Source organism: Streptomyces sp. NPDC001536 (assembly GCF_042894505.1).
Taxonomy (GTDB): domain Bacteria; phylum Actinomycetota; class Actinomycetes; order Streptomycetales; family Streptomycetaceae; genus Streptomyces.
Genome location: NZ_JBIAVQ010000002.1, coordinates 1 through 26,419 on the forward strand (window position 1 = coordinate 1; position 26,419 = coordinate 26,419).

19 protein-coding genes and 1 pseudogene are annotated in these 26,419 nt (G+C 72.7%); 14 read left to right on the top strand and 6 right to left on the bottom strand.

Annotated elements, in window-relative coordinates; translation table 11 throughout:
- Nucleotides 1-91: 91 nt before the first annotated feature.
- Genes ACFY0U_RS05260 through fdhD form a run of 4 tightly spaced genes read left to right on the top strand, consistent with a single transcriptional unit; the run spans nt 92 to nt 5,544 of the window.
- Nucleotides 92-2,014: a molybdopterin oxidoreductase family protein gene (locus ACFY0U_RS05260; protein WP_388630495.1), complete on the top strand. Its 1,923-nt coding sequence runs from the start codon at nt 92-94 to the stop codon at nt 2,012-2,014.
- 5 nt (nt 2,015-2,019) lie between these two features.
- Nucleotides 2,020-3,831, top strand: coding sequence for an NAD(P)H-dependent oxidoreductase subunit E (locus ACFY0U_RS05265; RefSeq protein ID WP_388630498.1), 1,812 nt, complete (start codon nt 2,020-2,022; stop codon nt 3,829-3,831).
- Nucleotides 3,828-4,688, top strand: a complete 861-nt coding sequence (locus tag ACFY0U_RS05270; RefSeq protein WP_388630501.1) for a 2Fe-2S iron-sulfur cluster-binding protein — start codon at nt 3,828-3,830, stop codon at nt 4,686-4,688. Before ACFY0U_RS05265 ends, ACFY0U_RS05270 begins: the two co-directional genes overlap by 4 nt.
- 7 nt (nt 4,689-4,695) lie before the next feature.
- Nucleotides 4,696-5,544, top strand: coding sequence for a formate dehydrogenase accessory sulfurtransferase FdhD (gene fdhD, locus ACFY0U_RS05275; RefSeq protein WP_388630504.1), 849 nt, complete (start codon nt 4,696-4,698; stop codon nt 5,542-5,544).
- 131 nt (nt 5,545-5,675) lie between these two features.
- Here fdhD and ACFY0U_RS05280 read toward each other — a convergent pair whose 3' ends face one another.
- The gene (locus ACFY0U_RS05280) at nt 5,676-6,203 is read right to left on the bottom strand and encodes an isochorismatase family protein (RefSeq protein ID WP_388630507.1); all 528 of its coding nucleotides are present in this window, start codon (nt 6,201-6,203) and stop codon (nt 5,676-5,678) included.
- 292 nt (nt 6,204-6,495) lie between these two features.
- Here ACFY0U_RS05280 and ACFY0U_RS05285 point away from each other — a divergent pair, with 292 nt between their 5' ends.
- The 4 genes from ACFY0U_RS05285 (at nt 6,496) to ACFY0U_RS05300 (ending at nt 10,773) form a co-directional block, all read left to right on the top strand.
- Nucleotides 6,496-6,768, top strand: coding sequence for a hypothetical protein (locus ACFY0U_RS05285; RefSeq protein WP_388630510.1), 273 nt, complete (start codon nt 6,496-6,498; stop codon nt 6,766-6,768).
- Nucleotides 6,765-7,544, top strand: coding sequence for a collagen-like protein (locus ACFY0U_RS05290; RefSeq protein ID WP_388630513.1), 780 nt, complete (start codon nt 6,765-6,767; stop codon nt 7,542-7,544). The genes ACFY0U_RS05285 and ACFY0U_RS05290 overlap by 4 nt, the downstream gene beginning before the upstream one ends.
- A gap of 90 nt (nt 7,545-7,634) precedes the next feature.
- Nucleotides 7,635-9,530, top strand: coding sequence for an exo-alpha-sialidase (locus ACFY0U_RS05295; RefSeq protein ID WP_388630516.1), 1,896 nt, complete (start codon nt 7,635-7,637; stop codon nt 9,528-9,530).
- 10 nt (nt 9,531-9,540) lie between these two features.
- Entirely contained in the window at nt 9,541-10,773 is a 1,233-nt protein-coding gene (locus tag ACFY0U_RS05300) for a DUF4185 domain-containing protein (RefSeq protein ID WP_388630519.1), read from the top strand.
- Here the strand turns inward: ACFY0U_RS05300 and ACFY0U_RS05305 are convergent.
- The gene (locus tag ACFY0U_RS05305; protein WP_388632338.1) at nt 10,709-11,752 is read right to left on the bottom strand and encodes a bile acid:sodium symporter family protein; all 1,044 of its coding nucleotides are present in this window, start codon (nt 11,750-11,752) and stop codon (nt 10,709-10,711) included. The two genes, ACFY0U_RS05300 and ACFY0U_RS05305, sit on opposite strands and share 65 nt — an antisense overlap.
- A gap of 162 nt (nt 11,753-11,914) precedes the next feature.
- Between ACFY0U_RS05305 and ACFY0U_RS05310 the strand changes: the two genes are divergently transcribed.
- Complete coding sequence (locus ACFY0U_RS05310) at nt 11,915-12,778, top strand: LysR substrate-binding domain-containing protein (RefSeq protein WP_388630522.1); 864 nt, start codon at nt 11,915-11,917, stop codon at nt 12,776-12,778.
- A 28-nt stretch (nt 12,779-12,806) separates the two neighbouring features.
- On the opposite strand, the pseudogene ACFY0U_RS05315 reads toward ACFY0U_RS05310, so the two are convergent.
- Nucleotides 12,807-13,792 (bottom strand): annotated as a pseudogene (locus ACFY0U_RS05315) (Lrp/AsnC family transcriptional regulator).
- A 110-nt stretch (nt 13,793-13,902) separates the two neighbouring features.
- Here ACFY0U_RS05315 and ACFY0U_RS05320 point away from each other — a divergent pair.
- The 3 genes from ACFY0U_RS05320 (at nt 13,903) to ACFY0U_RS05330 (ending at nt 18,428) form a co-directional block, all read left to right on the top strand.
- Entirely contained in the window at nt 13,903-15,402 is a 1,500-nt protein-coding gene (locus ACFY0U_RS05320) for an MFS transporter (protein ID WP_388630525.1), read from the top strand.
- Nucleotides 15,403-15,655: 253 nt separating this feature from the next.
- Nucleotides 15,656-17,482, top strand: coding sequence for an AMP-dependent synthetase/ligase (locus tag ACFY0U_RS05325; RefSeq protein WP_388630528.1), 1,827 nt, complete (start codon nt 15,656-15,658; stop codon nt 17,480-17,482).
- Nucleotides 17,483-17,591: 109 nt separating this feature from the next.
- Nucleotides 17,592-18,428 carry an aldo/keto reductase gene (locus ACFY0U_RS05330; protein ID WP_388630531.1) on the top strand — a complete coding sequence of 279 codons (837 nt, stop codon included), beginning with the start codon at nt 17,592-17,594 and terminating at the stop codon, nt 18,426-18,428.
- Between the two features lie 118 nt (nt 18,429-18,546).
- Here the strand turns inward: ACFY0U_RS05330 and ACFY0U_RS05335 are convergent, their stop codons facing one another.
- Together ACFY0U_RS05335 and ACFY0U_RS05340 are read right to left on the bottom strand one after the other, a co-directional pair.
- Nucleotides 18,547-19,248, bottom strand: a complete 702-nt coding sequence (locus ACFY0U_RS05335) for an SDR family oxidoreductase (protein WP_388630534.1) — start codon at nt 19,246-19,248, stop codon at nt 18,547-18,549.
- A gap of 61 nt (nt 19,249-19,309) precedes the next feature.
- Nucleotides 19,310-22,918, bottom strand: a complete 3,609-nt coding sequence (locus ACFY0U_RS05340) for a hypothetical protein (protein ID WP_388630536.1) — start codon at nt 22,916-22,918, stop codon at nt 19,310-19,312.
- 210 nt (nt 22,919-23,128) lie between these two features.
- Here ACFY0U_RS05340 and ACFY0U_RS05345 point away from each other — a divergent pair, with 210 nt between their 5' ends.
- The gene (locus tag ACFY0U_RS05345) at nt 23,129-24,541 is read left to right on the top strand and encodes a glycosyltransferase family 39 protein (protein ID WP_388630539.1); all 1,413 of its coding nucleotides are present in this window, start codon (nt 23,129-23,131) and stop codon (nt 24,539-24,541) included.
- Nucleotides 24,542-24,544: 3 nt separating this feature from the next.
- On the opposite strand, the gene ACFY0U_RS05350 is transcribed toward ACFY0U_RS05345, so the two are convergent.
- On the bottom strand, nt 24,545-25,465 hold the full coding sequence (locus tag ACFY0U_RS05350; RefSeq protein WP_388630542.1) for a class I SAM-dependent methyltransferase: 921 nt from the start codon (nt 25,463-25,465) through the stop codon (nt 24,545-24,547).
- A 124-nt stretch (nt 25,466-25,589) separates the two neighbouring features.
- Here ACFY0U_RS05350 and ACFY0U_RS05355 point away from each other — a divergent pair, with 124 nt between their 5' ends.
- Nucleotides 25,590-26,360: a phytanoyl-CoA dioxygenase family protein gene (locus ACFY0U_RS05355; protein WP_388630545.1), complete on the top strand. Its 771-nt coding sequence runs from the start codon at nt 25,590-25,592 to the stop codon at nt 26,358-26,360.
- Nucleotides 26,361-26,419: the final 59 nt, after the last annotated feature.

Genomic DNA, 26,419 nt, shown 5'->3' on the forward strand with positions numbered 1-26,419 from the left:
TCATCGAACTCGCCCACATCACCGGCACCAACGTCCCCACCCTCCAAACCGTCCACGCCATCAGCGACCTCCTCGCCCACCGGACCGCCGCATGACGGACCATGAGGCGAAGCCGTACCCGCGTCTCACCCACCCGCTCGTCAGGGACACACGCGACGAGCCGTTGCGCAGGGCGAGTTGGGACGAGGCGCTGGATCGAGCGGCCCGGGGTCTGCGGCGCAACCGGGACGCGTTCGGACTGCTCTCCGGCGCCCGGGCGACCAACGAAACGCACTACGTGGCACAGAAGTTCGCCCGCGTCGTCATGGGCACCAACAACGTCGATTCCTGCGACCGCGCCTGCCATGCCCCGAGCGTCGCGGATCTGGCGGCCGTGTTCGGTTCGGGTGGGGGCACTTCCTCGTACGAGGAGATGGAGCACACCGACGTCATCGTGCTGTGGGGTTCCGACCCCCGCGTGGCGCACCCGGTCTTCTTCCAGCACGTCCTGAAGGGGATCCGAGGCGGCGCCAGGCTGTACGCGGTCGATCCGCGGCGGACGCCCTCCGCCGAGTGGGCGGACGGCTGGCTCGGTCTCAACGTGGGGACCGACATTCCGCTGGCGCACGCGATCGGCCGGGAGATCATCCAAGCGGGCCTCGCCAACGAGGCCTTCATCGAGCGCGCGACAAGCGGCTTCGAGGAGTACCGGGCACTCGTCGAACCGTGGACGCCGTCTCTCGCGCAGAAGGTGACGGGCGTACCGGCGGCCGCGATACGGGAGTTGGCGCACGCGTACGCCCGCGCCGACCGGGCCCAGCTGTGCTGGGGCCTCGGCGTCACCGGGCACCACAACGGCACCGGCAACGTCCGCGCCCTGATCAACCTCTCCCTGCTGACCGGTCACGTCGGCCGCCCCGGCTCCGGCCTGCAGCCCCTGTCCGGCGGGAGCAACGTGCAGGGCGGCGTCGACATGGGCGCCCTCCCCCATCGCCTTCCCGGCTTCCAGGACGTCCTCGACCGGGGCGCCCGGCTGAAGTTCGAGTCGGCCTGGGGTGCCGTCGTCCCGCCGCACTACGGGCTGAACCTGGCGGAGATGTTCGAGGAGATGGAGTCCGGCACCCTGCGGGCCGTCCACTGCCTGGCCGACAACCCGGTCCGGTCGCGGTCGGACAGCGCGGCGACCGTACGGCGGTTGAAGGCGCTCGACTTCCTCGTCGTACAGGACGCCTTCCTCACCGACACCGCGGAACTGGCCGACGTGGTGCTGCCCGCGACCGCCGACCGGGTGGAGAGCGACGGCACAACCACCAGTGGTGAGCGCCGAGTTCAGCGGGTGCGCAAGGCGGTCGAGCCGCCCGGTGAGGCCCGTGACGACGTCGGCATCCTGTGCGAGCTGGCCCGGCGTCTCGGTCACGAGTGGCGGTACGCCGACGCCGAGGCCGTCTGGAACGAGGTGCGCTCGCTGTCCCCGGACCACCACGGGATGACGTACGAGCGCCTGGAGCGGCACCACGGCATCCAGTGGCCGTGTCCTGACGTCGACCGGATCGAACCGCCTTGTCTGCACGGCCGGTTGTGGGAGACGGATCCGGCCGCGCGGGGCAGGCTCGCGCCGTTCGGCATCGTGCGGCACGATCCCCCGGTCGATCTCACGGACGAGCACTACCCGATCCGGCTGACGACGGGACGGCGGCTGGATTCCTACAACACCGTTGTGCGGGGCGGGAGTTTCGCGTCGGCTCTCAGGCGTGGCGAGTTCGTCGAGCTGTGCCCGGAGGACGCCGAGCGCTACGGGGTCGTGGTCGGTGAGAAGGTACGGATCTCCTCGCGGCGCGGATCGGTCCTCGCACCGGTGTGGATCGACACCGCCCTGCGGCCGGGGCTCGCCTTCATGACGCTGCGCCTCACGGACGAGGCGGACGGCACCGACCGGCCGACGGTCGGGGCCGCCTGCCCGATCGCGGGGACGGCGGAGTTCGAGGCGACGGCCGTCCGGATCGACAAGCTGCCCGTCGTGACGTACGTGGGGTGACGTGAGTGGACCTGCACTTCGGCGCCTGCGAGCCGACGGACGACGAACGCGCGGCCGTCGACGAGCTGTTGGGTCCTCCCGCCTCCTTCTGGGAGGGCGGGGAACGCTCCGAGGCGGACCTGCGGTGGTCCCGCGGCGGACGGACGGCCCGGGCCCGCCGCGATCTGCTGCTGCCCGGGCTGCACGCGCTGAACGACCGCGTCGGCTGGATCAGCGAGGGCGCCCTCGCCTATCTGTGCCGACGGCTGACGGTGGCGCCGGCGGAGGCGTACGGCGTCGCCACCTTCTACGACCGGTTCTCGGTACGGACCCAGCCCGCGACCGTGCTCCGTGTGTGCACGGACCTGGCCTGCACGGCGGCCGGGGCTGCGGAACTGTGCGCCGGGGTCGAGGCGCGGCTGGGCCCGGACAGCGGGGTGGCGGTCGAGCGCGGCGGCTGTCTCGGCCTGTGCGAGCGGGCCCCGGCGGCGCTCGTGGTCAGGGCGGGCGATCCGGTGCGTACGGCGGTGTCGGCGCCGGCGACCGTGCCCGCGGCCGTGCTCGCCGCGGTCTCCCCCGACTCGGCGCCCGAGGAACCACCGGCCGCGAACGCGGTGCCTCAGGCCGGGGACGCGTCGCTGACGCTGCTGCGGCGCATCGGCGTGGTCGACCCGTCCTCGCTGGACGACTACCGCGCCCACGGCGGCTACACCGCGCTGCGGCGGGCCTATGAGCTAGGACCGGCCGGAGTCCTCCGCGAGATCACCGGCTCCGGCCTCCCCACCGGCCACGTGGTGCGCCGCACATGGCCGGCCGTCGCATCGCGGCCCGACCATCCGCACCATCTGGTGTGCAACGCCGACGAATCCGGGCCGGGAGCCTTCAGGAGCCGGGTGATCATGGAGGGAGATCCGTACGCGCTGGTGGAGGCGATGACGATCGCGGCGTATGCGATCGGCGCGCATACGGGATACCTCTTCCTGCGTGACACATATCCTCGGGCGATACACCGTATGCAATATGCCGTCGACCGTGTGCGTGCCCGCGGTCTGCTCGGCGACGACATCCTCGGCCGGGGCCACGCCTTCGACATCGAGATCCGGCGAGGTGCGGGCGCCTACGTCTGCGGCGAGGAGACCGCCCTGTTCCACGCCATGGAGGGGTACCGCGCCGAGCCGCGCCCCACGCCGCCCCACCCGGCGGAGAAGGGGCTGTTCGGCCGGCCGACGGTCGTGGCGGACGTCGAGACGCTGATCGACGTACTACCCGTCCTGACCGGGGCGGCACCGGAGTACGCGAACAGCGGCCCGGGCCGTTCCACCGGGACGAAGCTGTTCTGTGTGTCGGGCAGCGTGGACCGGCCCGGGGTGTACGAGCTGCCGTTCGGCGCCACGGCGGCCGAGCTGCTCGCTCTGGCCGGTGTGCGCGAGGGCCTGCGCGCGGTGCTTCTCGGCGGGGCGGCCGGCGGCTTCGTACGCCCCGACGAACTCGACGTCCCGCTCGCCTTCGAAGGCTCGCGGGAGGCCGGGACCGCACTCGGCTCCGGTGTCGTCATGGCCTTCGACGACACCGTGCCGCTGCCTCGGCTGGCGCTGGGTGTCGCGGAGTTCTTCCGCGCCGCGTCGTGCGGGAGCTGTGTGCCGTGCCGGATCGGGACCGTGCGGCAGGAAGAGGCGCTGCGCCGGATCGTGGAGCGGTCCGGCGCGGCCGCGGCCGACGATCTCGCCCTGCTCAGGGATGTCGGCCGGGCGATGCGGGACGCCTCGCTGTGCGGTGTCGGGCGGTCCGCGGGGAACGCCGTGGCATCCGCCGTCGACCGGCTGGGGGTGCACGCGTGACCCTGACAGCGCTGGGGATTCCGCGCCGGATGCTCACGTTCACCCTCGACGGCGCGGAGACCCGGGTCCCCGAGGACACGACGATCCTCGACGCCTGCCGGGCGGCGGGCACGGACGTCCCGGCCCTCTGCCACGGCGACTCCCTCGCCCCGCGAAGCACCTGCCGTCTCTGCGTCGTCGAGGTCGAGGGCTCGCCCGCCCTCGTCCCGGCCTGCTCCCGCCGGGCCGAGCCCGGCATGGAGGTGCGGACGGCCACCGAGCGCGTACGGCACAGCCGCCGGACCGTCCTGGAACTGCTCGCCTCCTCGGTCGACTTGTCGACGACACCGGGCGTCGCCGGGTGGATCGAGGAGTACGGGGCCGATCCGGACCGTTTCGGCCCGGTCGCGGCCCGGCTCGACGCGGAGCCAAGGGTCGACAACGACCTGTTCGTGCGGGACCACGGCAAGTGCATCCTGTGCCGCCGCTGCGTGGACGTCTGCGGCGACCAGGGGCAGCACACGTTCGCCATCACGGTTTCCGGCCGCGGACACGACGCCCGCGTGACCGTGGAGCACGACGCCCCGCTCACCGACTCGGCGTGCGTGTACTGCGGTAACTGTCTCGACGTGTGCCCGACAGGGGCCCTGTCGTCCCGGTCGGAGTTCGACGGACGCGTGGCGGGCACTTGGGATGAGTCAGTACAGACCAGGACGAACACCGTCTGTGGGTACTGCGGGGTGGGCTGCGGCCTCACCCTGCACGTGCAGGACAATGGCATCGTGAAGGTCACCGCGCCGCAGGACGACCCGGTGACCCGGGGCAACCTCTGCATCAAGGGCCGTTTCGGCTACCAGCACGTACAGAACCGGGGCTGATCAGGACATGGGACGAGTCACGGAACGACGCAAGGTGATCCGCATCCGCGACGGGGCGATCTCGTCCCGCCCGGACACCCTGGTCGCCGAGGAACCGCTGGAGATCCGGCTGAACGGCAAGCCGCTCGCGATCACCATGCGCACCCCGGGCGACGACTTCGCCCTGGCGGCCGGTTTCCTGGTCAGCGAGGGTGTCCTGGCGACCGGATCCGATCTGCAGAACATCGTCTACTGCGCCGGGGCGACCGTGGACGGTTCCAACACCTACAACGTGGTGGACGTGCGGACCGCGCCCGGCGTGGTGATCCCCGACATCACCCTCGAACGCAATGTCTACACCACCTCGTCCTGCGGCCTGTGCGGCAAGGCGAGCCTCGACGCGGTCCGTACGACGGCCCGCTGGCCCATCTCCGACACTCCCCCGGTCCGTCTCGAACCCGAACTGCTCGCGAGCCTCCCCGACCGGTTGCGCGCGGCTCAGCGGGTCTTCGACCGGACCGGGGGTCTGCACGCCGCCGCCCTCTTCACCGAGGACGGCGAACTCCTCGACATACGCGAGGACGTCGGCCGGCACAACGCCGTCGACAAGCTCGTCGGCCGCGCCCTCCAGAACGACGACCTGCCGCTGTCCCGAGTGATCCTGCTCGTCTCCGGCCGGGCCTCCTTCGAGCTCGCCCAGAAGGCGGTCATGGCCGGCATCCCCGTCCTGGCCGCCGTCTCCGCGCCCTCGTCCCTCGCCGTCGACCTGGCGGCCGAGACCGGCCTGACCCTCGTCGGCTTCCTGCGCGGCTCCAACATGAACGTGTACGCGGGAGAGAACCGCATCGCCCTGGAGGCCACGGCCCACCGGGGCTGACCCCGCCGGCGCACCCGGGACGAGCGACAGACGGCGCCCCCTGCCCAGCGGGGCCCCCACGGACCGGCCTCGCGCAGGAGGCAGCATGGCGCCAGAACCGGTCCCGTCCAAGGATCAGCTCCGACCGAGGATCAGCCCCGGCCGAAGGTCAGCCCCGCCGCCCGCACCACCGACCCCAGCCGCGGAAAGTCCAGCCGTACGGACGCCTCGTGCTCGGCAGCCGTGAACGCGGCCATGGCGTCCTCGACGAAGACGAGGTCGTAGCCGAGGTCGCCGGCGGCGCGGGCGGTGGACTCCACGCCGAGGTTGGTGGCGATGCCGCCGAACACGAGGGTGGTGACGCCGAGTTCGCGGAGGCGGTCGTCGAGGCCGGTGCCCTGGAAGCCGCCGATCGTCCGCTTCACGATCTCGACGTCGCCGTCCTGGGCGAGACCGGCCACCAGCCCGCTGCCGGGCGGCTGTTCGGCGACCCCGGGGCGTTCGACGCGGATGAGGACGACAGGGGCGCCCGCCGCGCGGAAGACGGACGCCAACTCCTCTGCGACGGTGAGGACTTCGGTGCCCTTGCGGGGCTCCAGGGGCAGCGCGACGATCCGGTCCATCAGATCGACGAGGACGAGGGCGCTGCGCGCCGGATCGAGGGTGACGGGTGCGGTCATGACGGAACGTTATCCGCCGTCAGCCGTCCGTACCGGAAATCCGGATCAACAGGCCCATGAAACGCTCGCGTTCGGCGGCGGAGAAAGCGGGGCGAGCAACTCGCACCGGGAAGGCCGTCCCGCGCCCTTGATTACGCGTGTACCTGACGTCAGCCCTGACGCTCCGTCACCACCCGTCCGGCGTAGTCGGCTTCCGTGGCACACCCCGGCGGCAAGTGGCTCGTTGATGGTGGTGAGTTCAACGGGCCGCGCCGTGTCGGAACCGGCCCGTCGTCCAGTAGGAGGCAGTCCCTTGGATGCCGGCACCACCCTGCTCGGATCGTTACTGGCCGCCACGGGCGTGCTGGGCGCAGCCGCCGTGGCGTATCTGGGAAAGCGCGGGGAGAACGCGCTGAGCGGCTACTCCAGCCTGACCGAGAAGTTGCAGACCGAGCGCGACCGGCTGGAGCGCCAGGTCGCCGAACGCGACTCGCGCATCGACGAGTTGACCTCGCTGCACACCGCCGACCAGTCGGAGATCGCGCGGCTCAGGCTCGACATCCACCGACTCGGAGGTACGTCGTGAGGGCACGCTTCGAACGGCTGCTGGCACCGCGCTGGCGCGGCGTCTTCCTCGTGTGCGTGCTGATCGCGCTCTGCGGGGTCGCCGTGATCCTGTGGGCGCGCATCGACGCCGGCGACCGCCGTGCCGCCGAGATGCAGGCCGAGGCCGACCGGCGCGGCAAGGCCGTGTCCACGCTGGCCCAGGACGTGCGCGCACTGCGCGCCCAGGTCGAGGCGGGCGGGGGGACACCGGCGGCGCCCGATCCGTCGGACGCGGTGGACGACCTGACCGACCGTATCCGGGTGCCCGCGGCACTGCCCGGCGAGCGCGGCGCGAAGGGCGACCGCGGGGCCACCGGAGCGGGCGGCGCACCCGGCGCGACCGGACCGCGCGGCGAGCCCGGCCCGTCCGGGCCACCCGGACCGGAGGGCTCCCCCGGTCCCCCCGGCCCCTCCGGCTCGCCCGGCGAGGACGGAGGGCCCGGGGAACCGGGCCCCGCCGGTGCCGAAGGGTCCCCAGGGCCGGTGGGCCCCGCGGGCCTGGACGGCACCCAGGGCTCCGAGGGCCTCCAGGGACCCAAGGGCGACAAGGGCGACAAGGGGGACCCCGGCCGGCCGGGCGACCCCGGCCCCGCCTGCCCCGACGGCTACACCCTCCAGGTCCCCGCCACCGACCCGGACGCCCTGATCTGCCGCAAGAGCGGCGCGGCCGCCCCGGTACCGGCTCCCAGCCCCGCCGCTGTCCTGCCGATCCTCCCCGTGGTACCCCGCCGACGGGTGAATGCGCGCTCCTTGTGAGGTGTCGGAGACAGAACTGGCCTCTGCGACGTGCACGTTGGACATGGGATATCCAGATGTCCGTATTTTTGACGAAGGGCAGGTCGCACTGTGCCGTCGAGGCTTCGTGCACGTCTGAGAACCGTCACCGTCGCCGTCCTGGCGCTCACCGCGTCATCGATCCAGGCACACGCCCGACCTGACACCGCGGCCCCGGAGTTCGAACAGCAGATCCTCTTCAAGGCCTCCCAGGACCCCGGCTACGCCTGTTTCCGCATCCCCGCGATCGTGCGGAGCACGGACGGCACACTGCTCGCCTTCGCGGAGGGCCGGGTCCTCAACTGCGGCGACGCGGCCGACATCGACATCGTCCTGAAGCGTTCCACCGACGGCGGCCGCACCTGGGGTCCGCTCCAGGTGGTCAACGAGGGCGGCGGCGACACCCACGGCAATCCGGCACCGGTCGTGGATCAGGAGACCGGCCGCATCCTGTTGGCCCAGACGTACAACACGGGCCGTACGGACAGCGAGAGCTGCACCGTGCCGTGCGACCGCACCCCCCGTCTCCAGTACAGCGACGACGACGGTCTGACATGGTCCCGGCCCCGCGACCTCAGCGCGGAGGTCCTGCCGCCGGAGTGGAACTCCTGGTACGCCACCGGGCCGGTGCACGGCATCCAGCTCACCCGTGGCCGGCACGCCGGACGGCTCGTCCTGAGCGTCAACACCGAGACGTGGGACGGCGAGCGAAGCGAGATGGGGGTCCCCCCGGCCGCAGGCTGGGGGAGGGTCAGTGCCAACCACGCGGCGCTGATCGTCAGCGACGACGGCGGGGACCACTGGAGCGTCGGTGCGAGGGGCTCCTGGCCGGTCGCCGCCGACGGCACCTTCCGTCAGAAGCCGTCCGAGATGACCCTCGCCGAGCGTGCCGACGGCTCCGTCCTGGTCAGCGGCCGGGAGCAGGACGGCACCGACCCCGGGCACCGCGCCCAGGCGGTCAGCCACGACGGGGGCGACAGTTTCGGCTCCCCGTTCAGCGCCCTGCCGGACCTCTACACACCCCAGGTGCAGGGCTCGATGCTCCCTCTGGACGACCGCCTCCTGCTGGCCGCTCCGGCCGATCCCGACCGCCGCCGCACGATGATGATCCGCTCCTCCTACGACGACGGACAGACCTGGGACAGTGTCGACCGGGGCACGGTCGTCACCACGGACTGGTCGGGCTACTCCGACCTGGCGCCGATCGGGGACGACACCGTGGGCCTGCTGTACGAGGGCGGTGCCGCGGACGCCCGTGACGAGATCCGCTTCGCCCGCTTCACCGAGGACTGGCTCGCCCCGCGCCGCGCCGCGGACCCCACCACCGCCGACCTCGCCCCGGACGCCCCGCGCGCGACCGTGCTCGGGGGCGCCCGGGCCACCGGCGGCGTCCACGGCGGCGCGCTGTCCTTCGACGGCGCCGACGACGCCGTACGCCTCCCCTACCGCGATGAACTGCCGCTCGGGACGAAGGACTTCACGGCGTCGTTGTGGTTCCGCTACTCCGCCACCAGCGGCGAGCAGCCCCTGCTGTGGATGGGCGGCATCGGCACCGCCCAACCCCAGGTGTGGCTGCGCGCGGAGCCCGCGAACGACCGTGTCCAGGGCCTCATCACCGTCCGCGACGGAGCCTCGGCACCCCGGACGGCCTCCGTGCGGGCCGCCGGGGCCCACAACGACGGCCTGTGGCACCACGTGGCGCTCCGGCGCGGCGGCGGACGGCTGACCCTGTTCCTCGACGGTACGGCGGTCGGCACCGCCGACGTCCCGGGCTCGGTCAGCCGCAACTCGCCGTTCGGCGTGCACATCGGGCAGCGCATGGACAGCCGGGCGTTCTTCACCGGCGCGATCGACGACGTCCACGTGTGGGACCGGGCGCTCAGCGACGAGGAACTGGCCACGGGCGCCGCCCCGTTGAGCGGCACGGTCCTCTGGCTGCCCATGGACCGGACGAGCAGGAGCCACTAACGTCCCGTGGGTGCCCGACGACGTACGAGCACGACAGCGGACGGGAACGGGGCTCGGTCTGTTGCTGGCCCTGGTTCTCGGAGCCGTGCTGCTCACGGCCCTGCCCGAGGACGACGATCGCCAGGATGCGGACGACTGTATGCCGTACACGGTCGGCGCGTGGTCGGCGGACGACCGGCTGACCGGCGAGTTCGCCCGCTACGGCGACGACGCGACCCGCGCCGACGACTGGACCGGCGGTGACGGCACCCACTCGGTGCGGCTGCCGGACGGCCGGGTGCTGTGGCTGTTCTCGGACACCTATCTGGGCCAGGTGTACGCCCCGCCCAACCCGGTCGGCGAGTCCTTCGCCTGGCGGGACACCACCGCGCCCCTGGTCCGTAACTCGGCGGTGCTGATGCGCGACGGCCGGCTGGAGACCACCCTGCCGGCCCCGCTCTTCCCCGACCCGGCGCCCAACCAGTGGCGCTGGCCGGTCGCGGCGCGGGTCGAGCCGCGTGCGCCCGGGTCGGACGAACAGGTCGTACGGGTGCTGCTGTGGGTGCGGACGGCGGGGGCGGCGCCGTGGATCTACGGGATGCCCACCGCCACCGAGGTGGCCACGCTCTCGCTGCCGGATCTGCGGGTCGAGTCCATCACCAAGGTGTTCGACCAGCAGCTGGTCCCGGACGCCTCCCGGCGGGTCCTGTTCGGCACCACGCTGATCGAGGAGGACGGCTGGACGTACGTCTTCGGCGGCGACGACGGCCAGGCGGCGTCCCGGCCGGTCTCCTCGGCGTATGTGGCCCGGGTCCCGGAGGGCAGGCTCGGGGAGCCCGCCGCCTGGCAGTACTGGAACGGCTCCACCTGGGCCTCCGGCGGCCGGCCCGCCCCGGTCCTCGGCAACCAACACAAGCGCACCGGGGTCGGCAGCGCCTTCTCCGTGGTGCGCGAGGACGGCACGTACGTCCTGTTCACCATGGCGGCCGGCACCGCCGGACTGACCACCGTCTCCTCGTACTGGGCCTGCTCCCCCACCGGTCCGTGGCACGGGCCGACGAAGAACCTCCCGGCCTCGCTGCCGGACGGCGAGGTCGCGGCGTACAACCCGCAGCTCCATCCCGCGGCGTCCACCGGCGGACGGCTGGTGCTCAGCTACGACGTCAACTGGCTGGAGCCGACCGCCGCGGCCGCGCAGCTCAACCGGAACGTGTCCCTGTACCGACCGCGGTTCGTGACGCTGACGCTGAAGCCGCAGAGGTGACCTCGGTCCCCGGCCCCTGCCCCGGCCGTTCCTCCGGGCGCGGGTCGCGGGAGCGGCGCTTGGCGATCACCGCGCACACCATCAGCTGCATCTGGTGGAAGAGCATCAACGGCAGCACCGCCAGCGAGGCGTGCGCGCCGAACAGCACGCTCGCCATGGGCAGTCCGGAGGCGAGGGACTTCTTCGAGCCCGCGAACTGGATCGCGATCCGGTCCTCGCGATCGAAACGGAGCGCCTTGGTGCCGTACCAGGTCAGCGCCAGCATCACGGCGAGCAGCACGGCCTCGACCACGAGCAGTCCGGCCAGCCGCAGCGGGCTCACCTGGTGCCAGATGCCCTGGACCATGCCCTCGCTGAACGCGGTGTAGACGACGAGCAGGATCGAGCCGCGGTCGACCAGGCCGAGGACCTTCTTGTGCCGGGTGATGAAGCCGCCGATCCAGCGGCGCAGCAACTGCCCGGCGACGAACGGCACCAGCAGCTGGAGCACGATCTGGACGAGCGAGTCGGCGGAGAACCCGCCGGCGCTGCTGCCGAGCAGGGCGGCCGCCAGCAGCGGGGTGATGACGATGCCGACCAGTGAGGAGAAGGAGCCGGCGCAGATCGCGGCGGGCACGTTGCCGCGGGCCATGGAGGTGAAGGCGATCGACGACTGGATGGTCGAGGGGACGAGGGTGAGGAAGAGCAGGCCCTGGTAGAGCGGTTGGGTCAGCAGCACCGGGACGAGGCCGCGGGCGGCCATGCCGAGCAGCGGGAAGATCAGGAAGGTGCAGGCCAGGACCGTGATGTGGAGGCGCCAGTGCTTGAGTCCGTCCATCGCCTCACGGGTGGACAGACGGGCGCCGTAGAGGAAGAAGAGGAAGGCGATCGCGGCGGTGGAGGCGCCGGAGGCGACGTCCGCGCCCGTCCCGCGCGCCGGGAGGAGGGCGGCGAGGCCCACCGTTCCCAGGAGCAGCAGGATGTACGGGTCGATCGGCATCCAACTCGGCCAACGCAGGCGTTTCACGGTGCTCCATCTAGCTGGTGACTGTCGGCGGTACCGGGGCCGCAGGGCCCCCCTTCATCGTCCTCCTCCGGCCCGCGATCGGGAATCCGGCATACGGCACTGACTGTCATCACGTTCCGCGATAAGCTCCGCGGTATGTACGACCCGTCCCAGTTGCGTACGTTCCTGGCGGTGGCGCAGACGCTGAGCTTCACGCAGGCCGCCCGGCGGCTCGGGCTGCGCCAGTCGACGGTGAGCCAGCACGTACGGCGGCTGGAGGATGCCGCGGGGCGGCAGTTGTTCACCCGGGACACGCACTCCGTGGAGCTGACGGAGGACGGCGAGGCGATGCTCGGCTTCGCGCGCCGGATCCTGGACGTGCACGAGCAGGCGTCGGCGTTCTTCACGGGTACCCGGCTCCGCGGCCGGTTGCGCTTCGGGGCGTCGGAGGACTTCGTGCTGACCCGGCTGCCGGAGATCCTGGAGGGCTTCCGCTACGACCATCCCGAGGTCGACCTTGAGCTGACCGTCGAGCTCTCGGGCACCCTGCACGAGCAGTTGGAGGCCGGGAAGCTGGATCTGGTGCTGGCGAAGCGGCGGCCGGAGGATCCGCACGGTGAACTCGTCTGGCACGACAGGCTGGTGTGGATCGGCGCGGAACGCCTCCGGCTGGAGCCGGACCGCCCTGTTCCGCTGATCGTCTATCCCCCGCCGGGCATCACCCGGGCCCTCGCCCTGGAGGCCTTGGAGCGCCAGGGCCGCGAGTGGCGCATCGTCTGCACCAGCGGCAGCCTCAACGGCCTCATCGCCGCGGCCCGCGCGGGCCTGGGAGTGATGGCCCACTCCCGCGGCCTGATCCCACCGGGCCTGGTCCGCATGCCCGACCGCGCCGGCCTGCCCGAACTCGGCCGCGTCGACTTCGTCCTGGTCCACGGCCGCAGACGGACGGCGTCCCAGGGCGCGGCGGACGCGCTCGCGGCGGCGATCCTGACGGGCGGCGACCGGCTGCACCGGCGTTGAGCGCCCCTGCCGAACGACCGCACCGACCTCAGCGGCCCGGCACCTCGTACGTCAGCTGCTTCACCCTCCGCAGGAACGGCGTCGCCTCCACGTGCTGGACGCCCTCCAGCCGGCCCAGTGGCCCGCTGAGGTAGGCGTAGAGCCCCTGCGTGTCCCTGACGACCGCGGTCACGACGAGGTTGGACGGACCGGCCGTGGCGCTGGCGAAGGCCACCTCGTCGTGACCGGCCAGAGCCTGGCCGACGGAGGTGAGGGCGCCCGGGGCGGCGGTGATCCACAGGGACGCGGCCCGGGGGTAGCCGAGCGCCTCGGAGTGGTACTCGATGTCGATGTACACGGCCCCCGAGGCGAGCAGCGCGGCGAGGCGGCGTTTGACGGCCGACTCGGAGCGGCCGGTGGCGCGCTGGAGTTCCGGGTAGCCGGCGCGTCCGTCGCGCCGCAGGACCGCGAGCAGGGGTTCGTCGTCCGGCTCGATGACGGCCGGTCCGGGCCCGGGTTCCGGGCGCGGGCGCAGGGCGGCGATCTGCTCGTCGTCGAGCGCGCCGAACTTCCTCGACCAGCCGGCCGGGCCGCCGTAGAAGCGATGGAGCAGCTGGTGGGCGCGGATGTCCACCACGCCCGGGGTGCGCGGCAGCTTGCCGAGCAGCAGTTCGTCGTGGTCGCCGGGGCCGCGCGGCCGGGTCATGCAGACGATCTCGGTGCCCCCGGAGGCCAGTCCGATCCAGGCCGTGTCGGGCCGCTTGGCGAGCGCGTCGGAGATGGCCGGGGCGCTGTCGGGCGCGCAGCGGAACCGGAGGATCCACTGGTCCTCGCCGAGGGCCTGGGGGTCGCGGAGCGCGAGGACCCGCAGTCCCGCCTCGGCGCACAGCTTGCGGTAGCGGCGGGCGATGGTCTGGTCGGAGGCCCCGAGCATCGCTCCGAGACGGCTGAAGGAGGCGCGGCCGTTGACCTCCAGCGCCGAGAGAGCAATTGGAGGTCGAGGGCGTCCAGAACGGTGGATTCCAGCGTCAACATGGCCTCTCCCGTCGAGTTCCGGCGCTCCCGCACCCACCACCGATGGGATCGTCCGCTCCGAAGCCATCGTACGAAGTGCTGCGCGAGCAAACGGACGAGGAGTTGAGGACATGCGTACATGGGGGCCGCTCACCGCGGTGTGCCTGGGGACGTTCATGTTGCTGCTGGACGTGACGATCGCGATCGTCGCGCTGCCGGACATGGCGCGTTCGCTGGACGCGTCGCTGAGCGATCTGCAATGGGTGATGGACGGGTACGCGCTGGCACTGGCCGCGCTGCTGCTCGGGATCGGTGCCGCGGCCGATGTGCTCGGGCATCGGCGGGTGCATGTCGTGGGTGTCGTGCTGTTCGCGGTGGCGTCGCTGCTGTGCGGCCTCGCGTCCGGGCCGGGGACGCTGGTCGCGGCACGAGGGCTGCAAGGGGTGGGCGCGGCGGCGATGTTCGCGACGACGCTGCCGCTGCTGGGCGCGGTCTACCAGGGGCGGCGGCGGTCGGTGGCGCTCGGTGTGTGGGGTGCGGTCAGCGGCGGGGCGGCCGCGGTGGGGCCGGTGCTGGGCGGGCTGCTGACCGAGGGGCCGGGCTGGCGGTGGATCTTCTACGTCAATCTGCCGGTGAGCGTGGTGGCGGTGTGGCTGACGCTGCGGGTCGTGCCCAGGTCGCGGGCGGCGCGCGGGCGCCGGGTGGACTGGGCGGGCACGGTGACGTTCGCGGCGTGCGCGGGCGGGGTGACGTACGGGGCGGTGCGGGCCGGCTCACACGGCTGGACCGCGGCCGGCACCCTCGCCGCCTTCGGGCTCGCGGCGCTCGCGCTGGTCTGCTTCGTCGTGGTGGAGCGCCGGGTGGCCGATCCGCTGCTGGATCTGCGGCTGTTCCTGCGGCCCGCGTTCTCCGGGGTGATGGCGGGCGCGCTCGCCTACAACGCGGCGGCGTTCGGGGTGATGGCGTACACCTCGATCTGGGTGCAGACCGTGCTGGGGATGAGTCCGGTGCGCGGCGGGCTGGTGTTCCTGTGGATGTCGCTGGCCGCGTTCGTGGTGTCCGCGGCCGGCGGGCGGCTGCTGCACGGGGTGCCCGCCCGGATCACCGTCGGGGGCGGACTGTTGCTGATCGGGGCCGGACAGTTCTGCATGGCGGTCCTGGACGCGGGGTCGGGGGCGGGGGCGCTGGTGCCGGGGCTGCTGCTGGTGGGCTTCGGTACGGGGCTGGTGGCGCCCGGGATCGCGGGGGCCGCGCTGGCCGCCGTACCGCCGGAGCGGGCGGGGATGGCCGGGGGCGCGGTCAACACCTTCCGGCAGCTCGGGTACGCGCTCGGGATCGCCGGTTTCGGTACGGCGCTGACCTCCGGGATGCGGGACACGCTGCCGCACGAGGCGGCGCACACGCTCGCGGGCGGCGGTGCCGACGCGCTGCGGGGCGCTTTCCCGGAGCAGGTGCTGCGGGCCGCGTTCGCCTCGGGGCTCGACACGGCGGCGGTGACCGCGGGTGCGCTGGCGACGGTGGGCGGGGCGCTGATGCTCGCGCTGGTCCGGACGCCGGGTGCCGCCGACCGGGGTGTGACGGATCCGGCCGCGAAAACGCTGACAGAGGAGACGGCAGCGCAGCGGAACTGATCCTTCCGCGGGTGACCGTGAGCCGTAGTCGGGTCGTACAGATTCGGTGGAGATTACGGGACCGAAACTTACTCAACCGTCAGTTTTCTGTCCGACCCTTCCCCATGTGAGCGCATTTTCCGGCGCTGACCAGTGCGAACCTGAACATGGCTCGGATCCGCACCCCCTCCCGTCCCGTCGCCGGGTGGGGTAGCTTTCACGGCGCTGTGCGGAGCGTCACCAGGAACGGGGACCAGGGAGCGGGGAGCGGGGTTTGCGCGAGTTCACCAATCCTCCGTTGGCGTTGCCGGCCCCCGTGGGGGGACTGGCCGACGTCGTCTTCCGGCGCGCCCAGGAGGACCCCCTGCACATCGCGCTCGGCCGCAAGGACGAGCACGGACAGTGGCGGGACGTCTCCTCCGCGGAGTTCCGGGACGAGGTGCTCGCCCTCGCCAAGGGCCTGCTCGCCCAGGGCATCCGGTTCGGCGACCGGGTCGCCATCATGTCCCGCACCCGCTACGAGTGGACCCTCTTCGACTACGCCCTGTGGACGATCGGCGCCCAGGTGGTGCCGATCTACCCCACCTCCTCGGCCGAGCAGTGTTTCTGGATGCTCTACGACGCCGAGTGCACGGCCGCGATCGTGGAGCACGAGGACCACGCGATGACGATCGCCACCGTCATCGACCGGCTGCCGCAGCTGGGCCGGCTGTGGCAGCTGGACGCCGACGCCGTGCACGAGCTGTACGACGCGGGCGCCTCCCTCGACGACGACGTGGTGCACCGGCACCGGCAGGCGGTCACCCCGGACTCGGTCGCCACGATCATCTACACCTCGGGCACCACGGGCCGCCCGAAGGGCTGTGTCATCACCCACGGCAGCTTCATGTGGGAGGCCGACACGGTCGCCGAGCGCTGGGAGCCGGTGTTCCACTCCAAGAAGGGCGACGAGGCGGCGACCCTGCTGTTCCTGCCACTCGCGCACGTCTTCGGACGGATGGTGGAGGTCGCCGCGATCAGCCGCGGGGTCCGCTTCGGCCATCAGCCGCAGCTCAACGCCGCCGCATTGCTGCCGGACCTGGCCGCGTTCAAGCCGACGTTCATCCTCGCGGTGCCGTACATCTTCGAGAAGGTCTTCAACGCGGCCCGCCGCAAGGCCGAGAAGGAGGGCAAGGCCGGGCCCTTCGAGAAGGCCGTCGAGATCGCGGTGAAGTACGCGGAGGCCATCGAGGCCAAGGCCTGGGGCATCGGGCCCGGCCCTTCGGCGGGGCTGCGCGTGCAGCACCAGCTCTTCGACAAGCTCGTCTACGCCAAGGTGCGGGCCGCGATGGGCGGCCGGATCCGCAACGCGATGTCGGGCGGCTCGGCGATGGACCGCCGGCTCGGCCTGTTCTTCGCGGGCGCGGGCGTGCAGATCTACGAGGGCTACGGCCTGACCGAGTCGACGGCGGCGGCGACCGCCAACCCGCCCGGGCGCACCCGCTACGGCACGGTCGGCCAGCCCATCCCGGGCGTCACCGTGCACATCGCGGACGACGGGGAGATCTGGCTGCACGGCCCCAACCTCTTCCAGTGCTACCTCAACAACCAGAAGGCCACCGACGAGACCCTGCACGACGGCTGGCTCGCCACCGGCGACCTCGGCTCCCTCGACGAGGACGGCTTCCTCACCATCACCGGACGCAAGAAGGAGATCCTGGTCACCTCGGGCGGCAAGAGCGTGGCGCCCGGGCTGCTGGAGGAACGCGTCCGGGACCATCCGCTCGTCGCCCAGTGCATCGTCGTCGGCAATGACCGCCCCTATGTCGCCGCTCTGGTCACCCTCGACCAGGAGGCCGTCGAGCACTGGCTGGCGATGCGTGCCAAACCGCAGCTGACGGCGGCCGAGCTGGTGCGGGACGCGGACCTGGAGGCGGAGGTCAGACGGGCCGTGGTGGCCGCCAACACACTGGTCTCGCAGGCCGAGTCGATCCGTACCTTCCGCATCCTGGCGCAGCCGTTCACCGAGGAGCACGGGCTGCTGACGCCGTCGCTGAAACTGAAGCGCAAGGCGATCGAGACGACGTACGCCGGCGAGGTCGAGGCCTTGTACCGGGCCTGAGCCTGTTTCCGGCGGATTCTGTCGGATTCCGCGGTCAGGAATGCATCGGGGCGGTTGATCGTTGACGATGGGAGTACCACCTGTCGGCAACCGTAAGGATCAAGAGCTCGTGAGCAGCAAGGTCCCCCCGATCATCCTCAACAACGGCGTGGAGATGCCCCAGCTGGGGTTCGGAGTCTGGCAGGTGCCGGACGACGAGGCCGAGCAGGCGGTCAGCACCGCTCTGGAGGCCGGGTACCGCAGCATCGACACAGCGGCGATCTACGGCAACGAAGAGGGCACCGGCAAGGCGATCGCCGCCGCCGGTCTCCCGCGCGAGGACATTTTCGTCACCACCAAGCTCTGGAACAGCGACCAGGGGTACGACTCCACCCTGCGTGCCTTCGACACCTCGCTGGCCAAGCTCGGCCTGGACTACGTGGATCTGTACCTGATCCACTGGCCCACCCCCGAGCGGGACCTGTACGTCGACACGTACAAGGCGTTCGAGAAGCTGCACGCCGACGGCCGGATCCGCGCCATCGGTGTGTCCAACTTCGAGCCCGCGCACCTCGAGCGGCTGATCGCCGAGACGTCCGTCGTCCCGGCCGTCGACCAGATCGAGCTGCACCCGCACCTCCAGCAGCGCGCTGCCCGTGAGTACCACGCGGAGCAGGGCATCGCCACCGAGGCCTGGTCGCCGCTCGGTTCGGGCAAGGGCCTCCTGGAGGTCCCGGCGATCGTGGCCATCGCACAGAAGCACGGGCGCACCCCGGCGCAGGTCGTCCTGCGCTGGCACCTCCAGCTGGGCCTCGTCGTGATCCCCAAGTCCGTGACCCCGTCGCGGATCAAGGAGAACATCGAGGTCTTCGACTTCAGCCTGGACACCGAGGACCTCGCGGCGATCAGCGCGCTGAACGAGGACCGCCGGCTGGGTCCGGACCCGTCGACCTTCAACGCGGCCTGACGGTACGGCACTTCGGGGCCCGGGCGGTGCGCCGCCCGGGCCTTCGTCATGGGTAGAGGTCCACGGCCGGCCGTCGCCGAGGGGCGCCCTCACTCGGCGGCGGCGTCCCTCGCGCACGTCAGTTGGGCTGGCCGATCGGTCGTACGACGACGGTGTTGACGTCGACGCCCTCGGGCCGGCGGATGGCCCACACCACCGAGTCGGCGATCTGGTCGGCGGTGAGGAGGTGGCCGGGCGGGAGGCTGCCGTAGCTGTCCCAGAAGGGGGTCTCGACACGGCCCGGCGCGATGTGGGTCACGCCGACACCCCACTCGGTGACCTGGCGGCGGGTGTTCTCGGCGAGCCCGGTGACCGCCCACTTCGTCGCCCCGTAGATGTTGCCCGGCCCGGGCACGAACCCGGCGACGCTCCCGACCAGCACGATCCGGCCGCGCGTCTCCTTCAGGGCGTCGATGGAGGCGCGGATGAGCAGTGCCGGGCCCAGGACGTTGGTCAGCACCATCTCGGTCCAGCCGGCGGGGTCTCCTTCGGCGACGGAGTCGTGGGTGGCGAAGCCGGCGTTGGCGACGACGGTGTCCAGTCGGCCGAATTCCTTGAGCGTACGGTCGACCGCCGAGCGCACGCTGTCGTACTCGGCCGCGTTGCCGACGAGCGTCAGCAGCTCGGCCGGGTCACCGAGTTCCTCGGCGAAGCCGCGCAGGCGCTCCTCCCCGCGCCCGGTGACGGTCACCCGATGGCCCGCCGCGAGCAGCTGCCGGGCGACCGCGGCGCCGATACCGCTGCCGCCGCCGGTGATCAGTGCGACCGGAGAGTCGGTCATGGTTACCCCCTGTGGTGTCCTGCGGATGCCGGGGAGTAGATCAGTTGGAGCGTTCTCGAAGTCAAGTGCCGCAGGTGGCACGGTAGTCGGCGGACGGGAACCAGCGCCGCCACTCGGTGGCCGTCAGACCGCCCGCGGCCCGCGCGCACACGTGTTCCGCCGCCCGCCGGGGTGCCGACTCGGCGACGCGGTCGGCGAGATGAGCGGTCGCGATGTGCAACCGACCGCCGTCCGCGGCGAATCGGAGACCTCGTACCGGGCTGTCCCCGGCCCACAGGGTGGCCGCGGGGACGGTGGGCGTGTCCGTCTCCCACACCTGTACCGCCCCGTCGGGCGCGCCGCCCGCGAGCAGGGAGCCGTCGGCGGAGAAGGCCAGGGCCGTCGGGTCCACGGTGGAACCGGACTCCCGCAGGACGGCCAGGCGGCGCCAACCACGGGCGTCCCACAGGGTGAGGCGGCCCTGCGAGTCCGCGGCGGCCAGATGTCCGCCGTCCGCGCTGAAGGCGGCCCTGGTGAGGACGTCCTCGCCCTGGACCCCCTTGACTCCCTTGCGCGGCCTGCCCGTTGACACATCGACGAGCGTTCCCTCGTAGGTGAGTGCCGTGCGGCCCGTGGGGTCGACGGCGACGGTCTCCTCCCCGGCGACGGTGACGCGCTCGGTCGTGCCGGGTGCCGCCTCGTCCCGCCAGTCGCGGCCCGTCAGCCCGTGCAGGGAGAGCGTGCGGACGACGCTCGTGCGTCCGCCCTCGCGATAGCGCAGCACGCCCTCGGCGGGGTCCAGCCGGAAGTCACCGATGGTCGAACTCCGCACGGGATACGTCAGCAGCGGCTCGCGCGGCATGTCGCCCGCCGGCGCCGGAAGGTCCGTACGCCATACCGCGACGGTGCCCGCCCCCCAGGTCAGCGCGTAGTCGCCGGCGAACTCCACGACGAGCGCGCCGCCGTCGAGCGGCAGCAGGGGCCGTTCCCGGCCCGCACGGAAGTCCCATGTGACGACCCCGTCGGGGGTGCCGGCGGCCACGGCCCGCTGATCGGCGGTGAAGGTGAGGTCGCCCTGGCACACGGCCCGTTGGGTCGCCGCGGGCACCCGTCCGGTGACGAGACGTTCCGCGGTGACGTCAAGGACGCGCAGGCGCGTGCCGTCCTGGTCGCACCAGGCGAGGTGCCGGTCGTCGCGGCTGAGCACGGGCATGGCCCCGTCGTCGCTGCCGCGCTCGTAGCGCATCACGACCCGCTGGCGCCGCAGGTCCCACAGTTCGAGCGTCGCCCGTCCGTCGTCGGCACCCGGCACCCTCCACCGGACGAGGACCGTCCGCCCGCTGTCCCCGAACGCGACCTCCGTGTCCGGCCGTCGGCCGACCGCCAGCCGGCGGGTGCTCTCGTCCACCAGCCCGCCGATCAGCACGTCCTTGCGGCCGGGCCCCTGATAGGCGACGAACCTGCCGTCGGGGCTGACCTCCCGCACCCGCTCCGACAGCCCGGGCCGCTCGACGGAACGGATGCGCCGATGCGTCCGTACGTCCCACTGGACGGCCTTGTCGTGCACGACGGTGGTGAGGATCCGCCCGTCCCCGTCGAGCCAGGCGGGCGCGTTGAGGGCGCGGCCGCCCTCCTCGGGCTGGGTGAACACGTCCTGTTCGCTCTGGGCGGCGGCGGTGCGCAGGGCCTGCCGGGTCTCCGGCAGGTCGGCGGTGTGCCAGGCGGCGAGGGCGAGGCGCATCGCGGTGCGTGGTTCGGCGGAGCGCAGGGTGTCGGACAGTGCGGCGGCCCGGCGGGCCTCGGCCTCGTCGCGCTGCCGCGCGCTGACATCGCTCTGCCGCCAGGCGGTGGCACCGGCGACCACCGTCAGACACAGCAGCACGGCGAGCCCGCCGGTGAGCGCCCGCAGCCGGCGCGTCGCCCGAGCACCGGCCCGACGACTCCGCTCGTGGGCGGTGACACTCGCGGCGAGGAAGTCACCTTCGAGACGGCTCAACTCCCCACGTCGGGCCCCGTGTTCGCCCGGCACCGGAACGCCGCGGCCGGGCGGGGCCGTCCCCTCGCCCCCGTCCCCGAAGACCTCCCGCGCCTCCGTCAGCCGCACCCCCCGGTACAGCGCACCCCCGTCCCGCCCCAACTCGGCCCAGGTGCGGGCCGCTTCGGTGAGCCGGCGGTGCAGGCGCAACCGGTCGCGGTCCTCGTCCACCCAGCCGCGCAGCCGGGGCCAGGCGACGATCAGTGCCTCGTGGGCGAGTTCGACCGTGTCGCCGTCGACCGTCAACAGCCGGGCCCCGACGAGTCGTTCGAGGACGCGGGCGGTGGTGGTGTCGGCGTCGAGCTCCGTACGGCCGAGGGGCCGCCGGGTGTCCTCGGTGCCGTCGCCGGGGTTCACCAGCCGCAGCAGCAACGCCCGTACCGCCCGCGCCTCGTCCGGTGTGCAGGCGGTGTGGACGGACTCCGCGGTGTGCGCGACGGCACCCTGGACGCCGCCGATCGCCTCGTACGCGGCGAGGGTGAGCGTCTTGCCGGTGCGCCGGCGCCAGACCTCGCGCAGCGCGTGGGCCATCAGCGGCAACCCGCCGGGTTCACCGGCGACGTCCGCGACGATCCTGGCGGTCAGCGCGCGTTCGACCACGATCCGGCGTGCGGCGGCCGGCCGGACCACGGCCTCCCGCAGTTGGGCGGGTGTCATCGGACCGACGAGCAGAGTGGAGTCCCGCAACGCCTCGGCCAGCGGACCGTGTTCGGCGCAGCGGCCGTAGAAGTCGGCCCGTACGGCGATCACGACCCGCAGCCGCGCCGCCGGATCGGCCGCGCCGAGCAACTGCCCGAGAAAGCGGGCCCGTTCGGCCGGATCGGCACAGAGCGTGAAGACCTCCTCGAACTGGTCGACGACGAGCAGGGTGTCACCGGGACCGGAGTGCGGGGTGAAGAGCGCCTCGTGAGTACGGGCGGGGTGGGGGCCGGGGGTGAGAAGGCGGATGACGGCGGGCCCCTGCGGCACGCGCCCCTCGACGCCGGAGCCGGTGTCGGAGCGGGGGTCGGAGTCGGTGCCGGTGCTGGCGTCGGCGTCGGCGTCGGTGCGGATGCTGGTGTCGGCGTCGGTGTCGGTGTCGGCAGCGTCCCGCCCCCGCGCACCCGCCGCCTCCGCCTCCGCCGCCCCCTCCGGCGCCGCACGGCCCCACGCCCCCACCGATCCCGCACTCCCCCGCAACGCCGGTATCAACCCGGCCCGCAACAAGGACGACTTGCCGCTCCCCGACGCTCCCACCACCGCGGTGATCCTCGCCCGTCCGGTCAACCGGACCAGCCCGTCGACCAGTTCACCGCGCCCGTGGAAGTGCTCCTCGTCGCCCGTGCCGAAGCGGGCCAGCCCCGGATACGGGCCGGGATCGTCGTCCGCGTCGTCGGAGACGCGCGCGTCGCCCTCCGCGGCGACGGCCTCCTTCCACCGCTCCGTCCACTCCTCGGGGTCGCCCCCGCACGCGATGACGTACGCCCGCACCACCGGCAGCGTCGGCAGCCGTTCCCCGGCCGCCGCGGCGGACAGCGTGGGCCCCGAGTAGCCGGCCCGCCGTGCCATCGAGCGGTATGTCGGTGTGCCCGCCTCGTCGCGCAACTTGCGCAGTGCGTAGGCGAATCGCTGCACCGCGCCGAGCCCCGGATCCAGCGGTTTCTCACGGCGCCCCATGCACCACTCCCTCCGCGTTCGCGGCCGTCCCCCACGCTGACGACCGCCCCGGACGAATTGATTGGCGGTCCTGACCTGGGCTGCCCATCAATCCCTCCGCCTCTGGACTCGTGGTGCACGACCGCACGTCATCCGCCTCGCAGCTACGCAGCCACGGAGCCGGCCATCGCCACCACACACTCACCCAGACCTCTTCTGCGGCCCGCACGGTTGCCGGACGTCCCCGTCGACCCGCGCCCCCGTGCGTACGCGACGGCGCTCCCGCCCGCCGTCCTCTCCCTCGCCCTCGGCCTGTGGGGCGTCCGGCGCGGCGGCGGCATGTGGCGGGACGAGGCGGTGTCGTACGACATGGCGCACCGCTCGCTGCCCGACCTGTGGGCGACGCTGGGCCAGGCGGACGCCGTGCACGGTCTGTACTACCTGGTGCTGCACGGTCTGTTCGGGGTGTTCGGGGGCGCCGACCCGCTGCTGGTGCTGCGGCTGCCGTCGGTCCTGGCGACCGCCGTGGCGAGCGGGACGCTGGCGCTGCTGGGCCGTCGGCTGGCGGGGGCGCGGGCGGGGCTGCTGGCGGGGATCGTGTTCGCACTGCTGCCGCCGGTGCAACGGTATGCACAAGAAGGTCGATCGTATGCAGTCGTCTGCATGCTGGTGGTGTGGGCGTCGTATCTCCTGGTGCGGGCGGTCGAGACACGGTCGCGCCGGTTGTGGGCGGGGTACGGCGCCGTCACCCTGGCGGCCTGTCTGACGCACGAGTTCGCCGTACTGGCCGTGGTCGCGCACCTCGTCGCCCTGCCCCGGACCGCCCGCCGGACCGGTGTGCGGGTGGCGGCCGTGGTCGGTGCCTGCCTGGCTCCTCTGGTCGTGGTGAGCATGCGCCAGTCCGACCAGGTGGCGTGGATCGGCGGGGTCGGCGCGGGCGCGCTGCTGGGGTTCGGCGGGGTGGCGTTGCTGGGCATCGCCTGCGCCGCGCTGCTCCGGGGCGGCCCGCTGCCGGCCCTCGCCCTGCCCCTCCTCGTGCTGCCCGCGCTCCTGCTCCTGCTGGCCACCCCGCTCAAGCCCCTCTACGTGGACCGTTACGTCCTCTACGGCCACGCCGGCACCGCCCTGCTGGTCGGCGCGGCGCTCGACCGGCTGGTCGGAGCGCGGGGCCGGGTCCGGGGGGCCGCCCTGCTCGCCGCCGGTGCCGCCGTCCTCGTACTGCTGCCCCTCGCGGTGCACCTGCGGACCCCGCAGAGCCGTACCGACGACGTCACGGCGGTGGCGCGGGCGCTGCGTGCGGCCGGGGCCGAAGCCGACGGGGTGCTGTACCTGCCGGCGCGGCGCCGGGTGTGGTCGCTGGTGGACCCGGGGTCCATGCGGGGGCTGCGGGACCTGGCCCTGGAGCGCGACCCGGCCGCCTCGCACACGCTGTACGGCACGGAGGCGCCCGCGGCCGAGATCCGGGCGCGCATGCTGGCGACGGCTCGCATCGTGGTGCTGAGAGACCCGGTGGGTCAGCCACTCGACCGGACGGCCCAGGAGCGGGTCAAGCGGCGGGTGCTCGCCGACCACTTCGTGGAGTGCGGCACCCGCCGGGTGCAGGGGGCGCGGATCAGCGTCTACGCCCGGCCGGGCCGCTGCTGAACGTCAGACGCCGCGGGCGGCCGTGTGCACCGTGCGCGCCGCCAGGAAGAAGACGTCCGGCCGGTGGTGGATGCTCGCCTTGTCGTCGGGATCGACGAGCCGGTCGAGGGTGGCGCGGTCCTCGGCGTCGAGGCGGTCGCCGACCACCTCGCGCATCCGGGTCAGGGTGTTGACGGCGACATGACGGGCCCGGTCCGTGGTCGGGGCGGGCAGGTCGAGGAGGAAGCTGCGGGTGCCGGTGTGCTTGAGGCCCACGGAGGCCAGCAGCGCAGGCCAGTCCTCGATCACGTCGACGGTGCCGGGCAGTCCGGCCCGCATCTCGCTGAACCAGTCCTCGTGCAGCGCGTCGAGCCTGGCCTGGAGTCCGGGGCGGCCGATGCCGATGTCGCGCGGCAGATACCGGGTGGGCAGGCTGCCCTCCAGCAGGGCCAGCGTGCCGCCCGGCGCGAGCCGGTCCGCGAACGAGGCGAGGGCGGCCCGCTGGTCGCCGAGGTGGTGCAGACTCCAGCTGGCCCAGATCAGATCGGCCGGGTACTCCAAGTCGCCGAGTACACCGGGCAGTTCACCGGCGAGCGTGCCGAACCGGTCCGCGACGCCGAGCCGGCCCGCCCGGTCGCGGGCGCGTTCGAGAAGCGCCTCGGAGCCGTCGACGGCGACGATCCGGGCGCCGGGGAAGTTCTCGGCGAGCAGACAGGAGGCGACACCGGGTCCGCTGCCCGCGTCGACGACCAGCCCCGGCTCGGTCTGCCGTTTGGCGAGCCACGCCATCGCCCGCTCGTACATCGGCATGTACAGCTCGGCCTGCTCCTCCAGCATCGGGGCCATCTCGGCCCAGTCGATGTCGGCGTGGTCGTGGTGATGGCCGTGCTGGTCGTGGGAGTGACCGTGGTGGTCATGGGTGTGGTCGTGGTGGTCGTGCGCCATGGGGGTCAGCCTCTCGTCCGGGTGCGGCCAGCGTGCGCCGACGCACCGTGGAGAGGCCACCACTGTTGCCGGGACGGCAAAAAATGAGATGCGTCCCTTCCGCCCGCGAGCCCAGGATGGCCGGATGGACGACAAGATGGTGGAGCGCTTCCTCGAGGACGGGTTCGTGAAGATCGAGGGTGCTTTCCCGCCCCGTGTCGCCCAGCACGGCGCGCGGCTGCTGTGGCGGGAGACGGGGTACGACCCCGAGGACCCGGCCACCTGGCAGGACCCGGTGGTGTGGGTGGCCGACATGGCGCAGGGACCGTTCGCGGCGGCGGTCAACTCCCCTGTGCTGCATGAGGCGTTCGACGTACTGGTCGGCGAGGACCGCTGGCACTCGCGCTACTCGCTGGGCAGTTTCCCGCTGCGGTTCCCGCACGAGGAGGAACCGGACGACGCGGGCTGGCACATCGAGGCGAGCTACGTCCCGGAGGGCGCCGACCTCCCGCACACGAACCTGCGCTCACGGGATCGCGCCCTGCTGATGCTGTTCCTGTTCAGCGAGGTCACCGAGGCGGACGCCCCGACCCGCATCCGGGTCGGCTCGCATCTCGACGTACCGCCGGTGCTGGCCCCGTACGGCGAAGAGGGCGCCTCCTTCCTGGAACTCGGCCCGAAGGTCGCCGAGGCCTCGGCCCACCGCCCCCTCGCCCACGCCACCGGCCGCCCCGGCGACGTCTACCTCTGCCACCCTTTCCTGGTCCACTCCGCCCAGCCCCACCACGGCACCCGCCCCCGCTTCATGGCGCAGCCACCGCTGATGTCGGCGGTACCACATGAGCTGGAGCAGGTGGACGGCAACTACTCACCGGTGGAGTTCGCGATCCGCCGGGGCCTGGCGAGAGAGAACTAAGGAACCCCGGCGAAGCCCCGCGCCCCTCTAGGGGCGCGGGGCTGTGTCGACATGCGGCT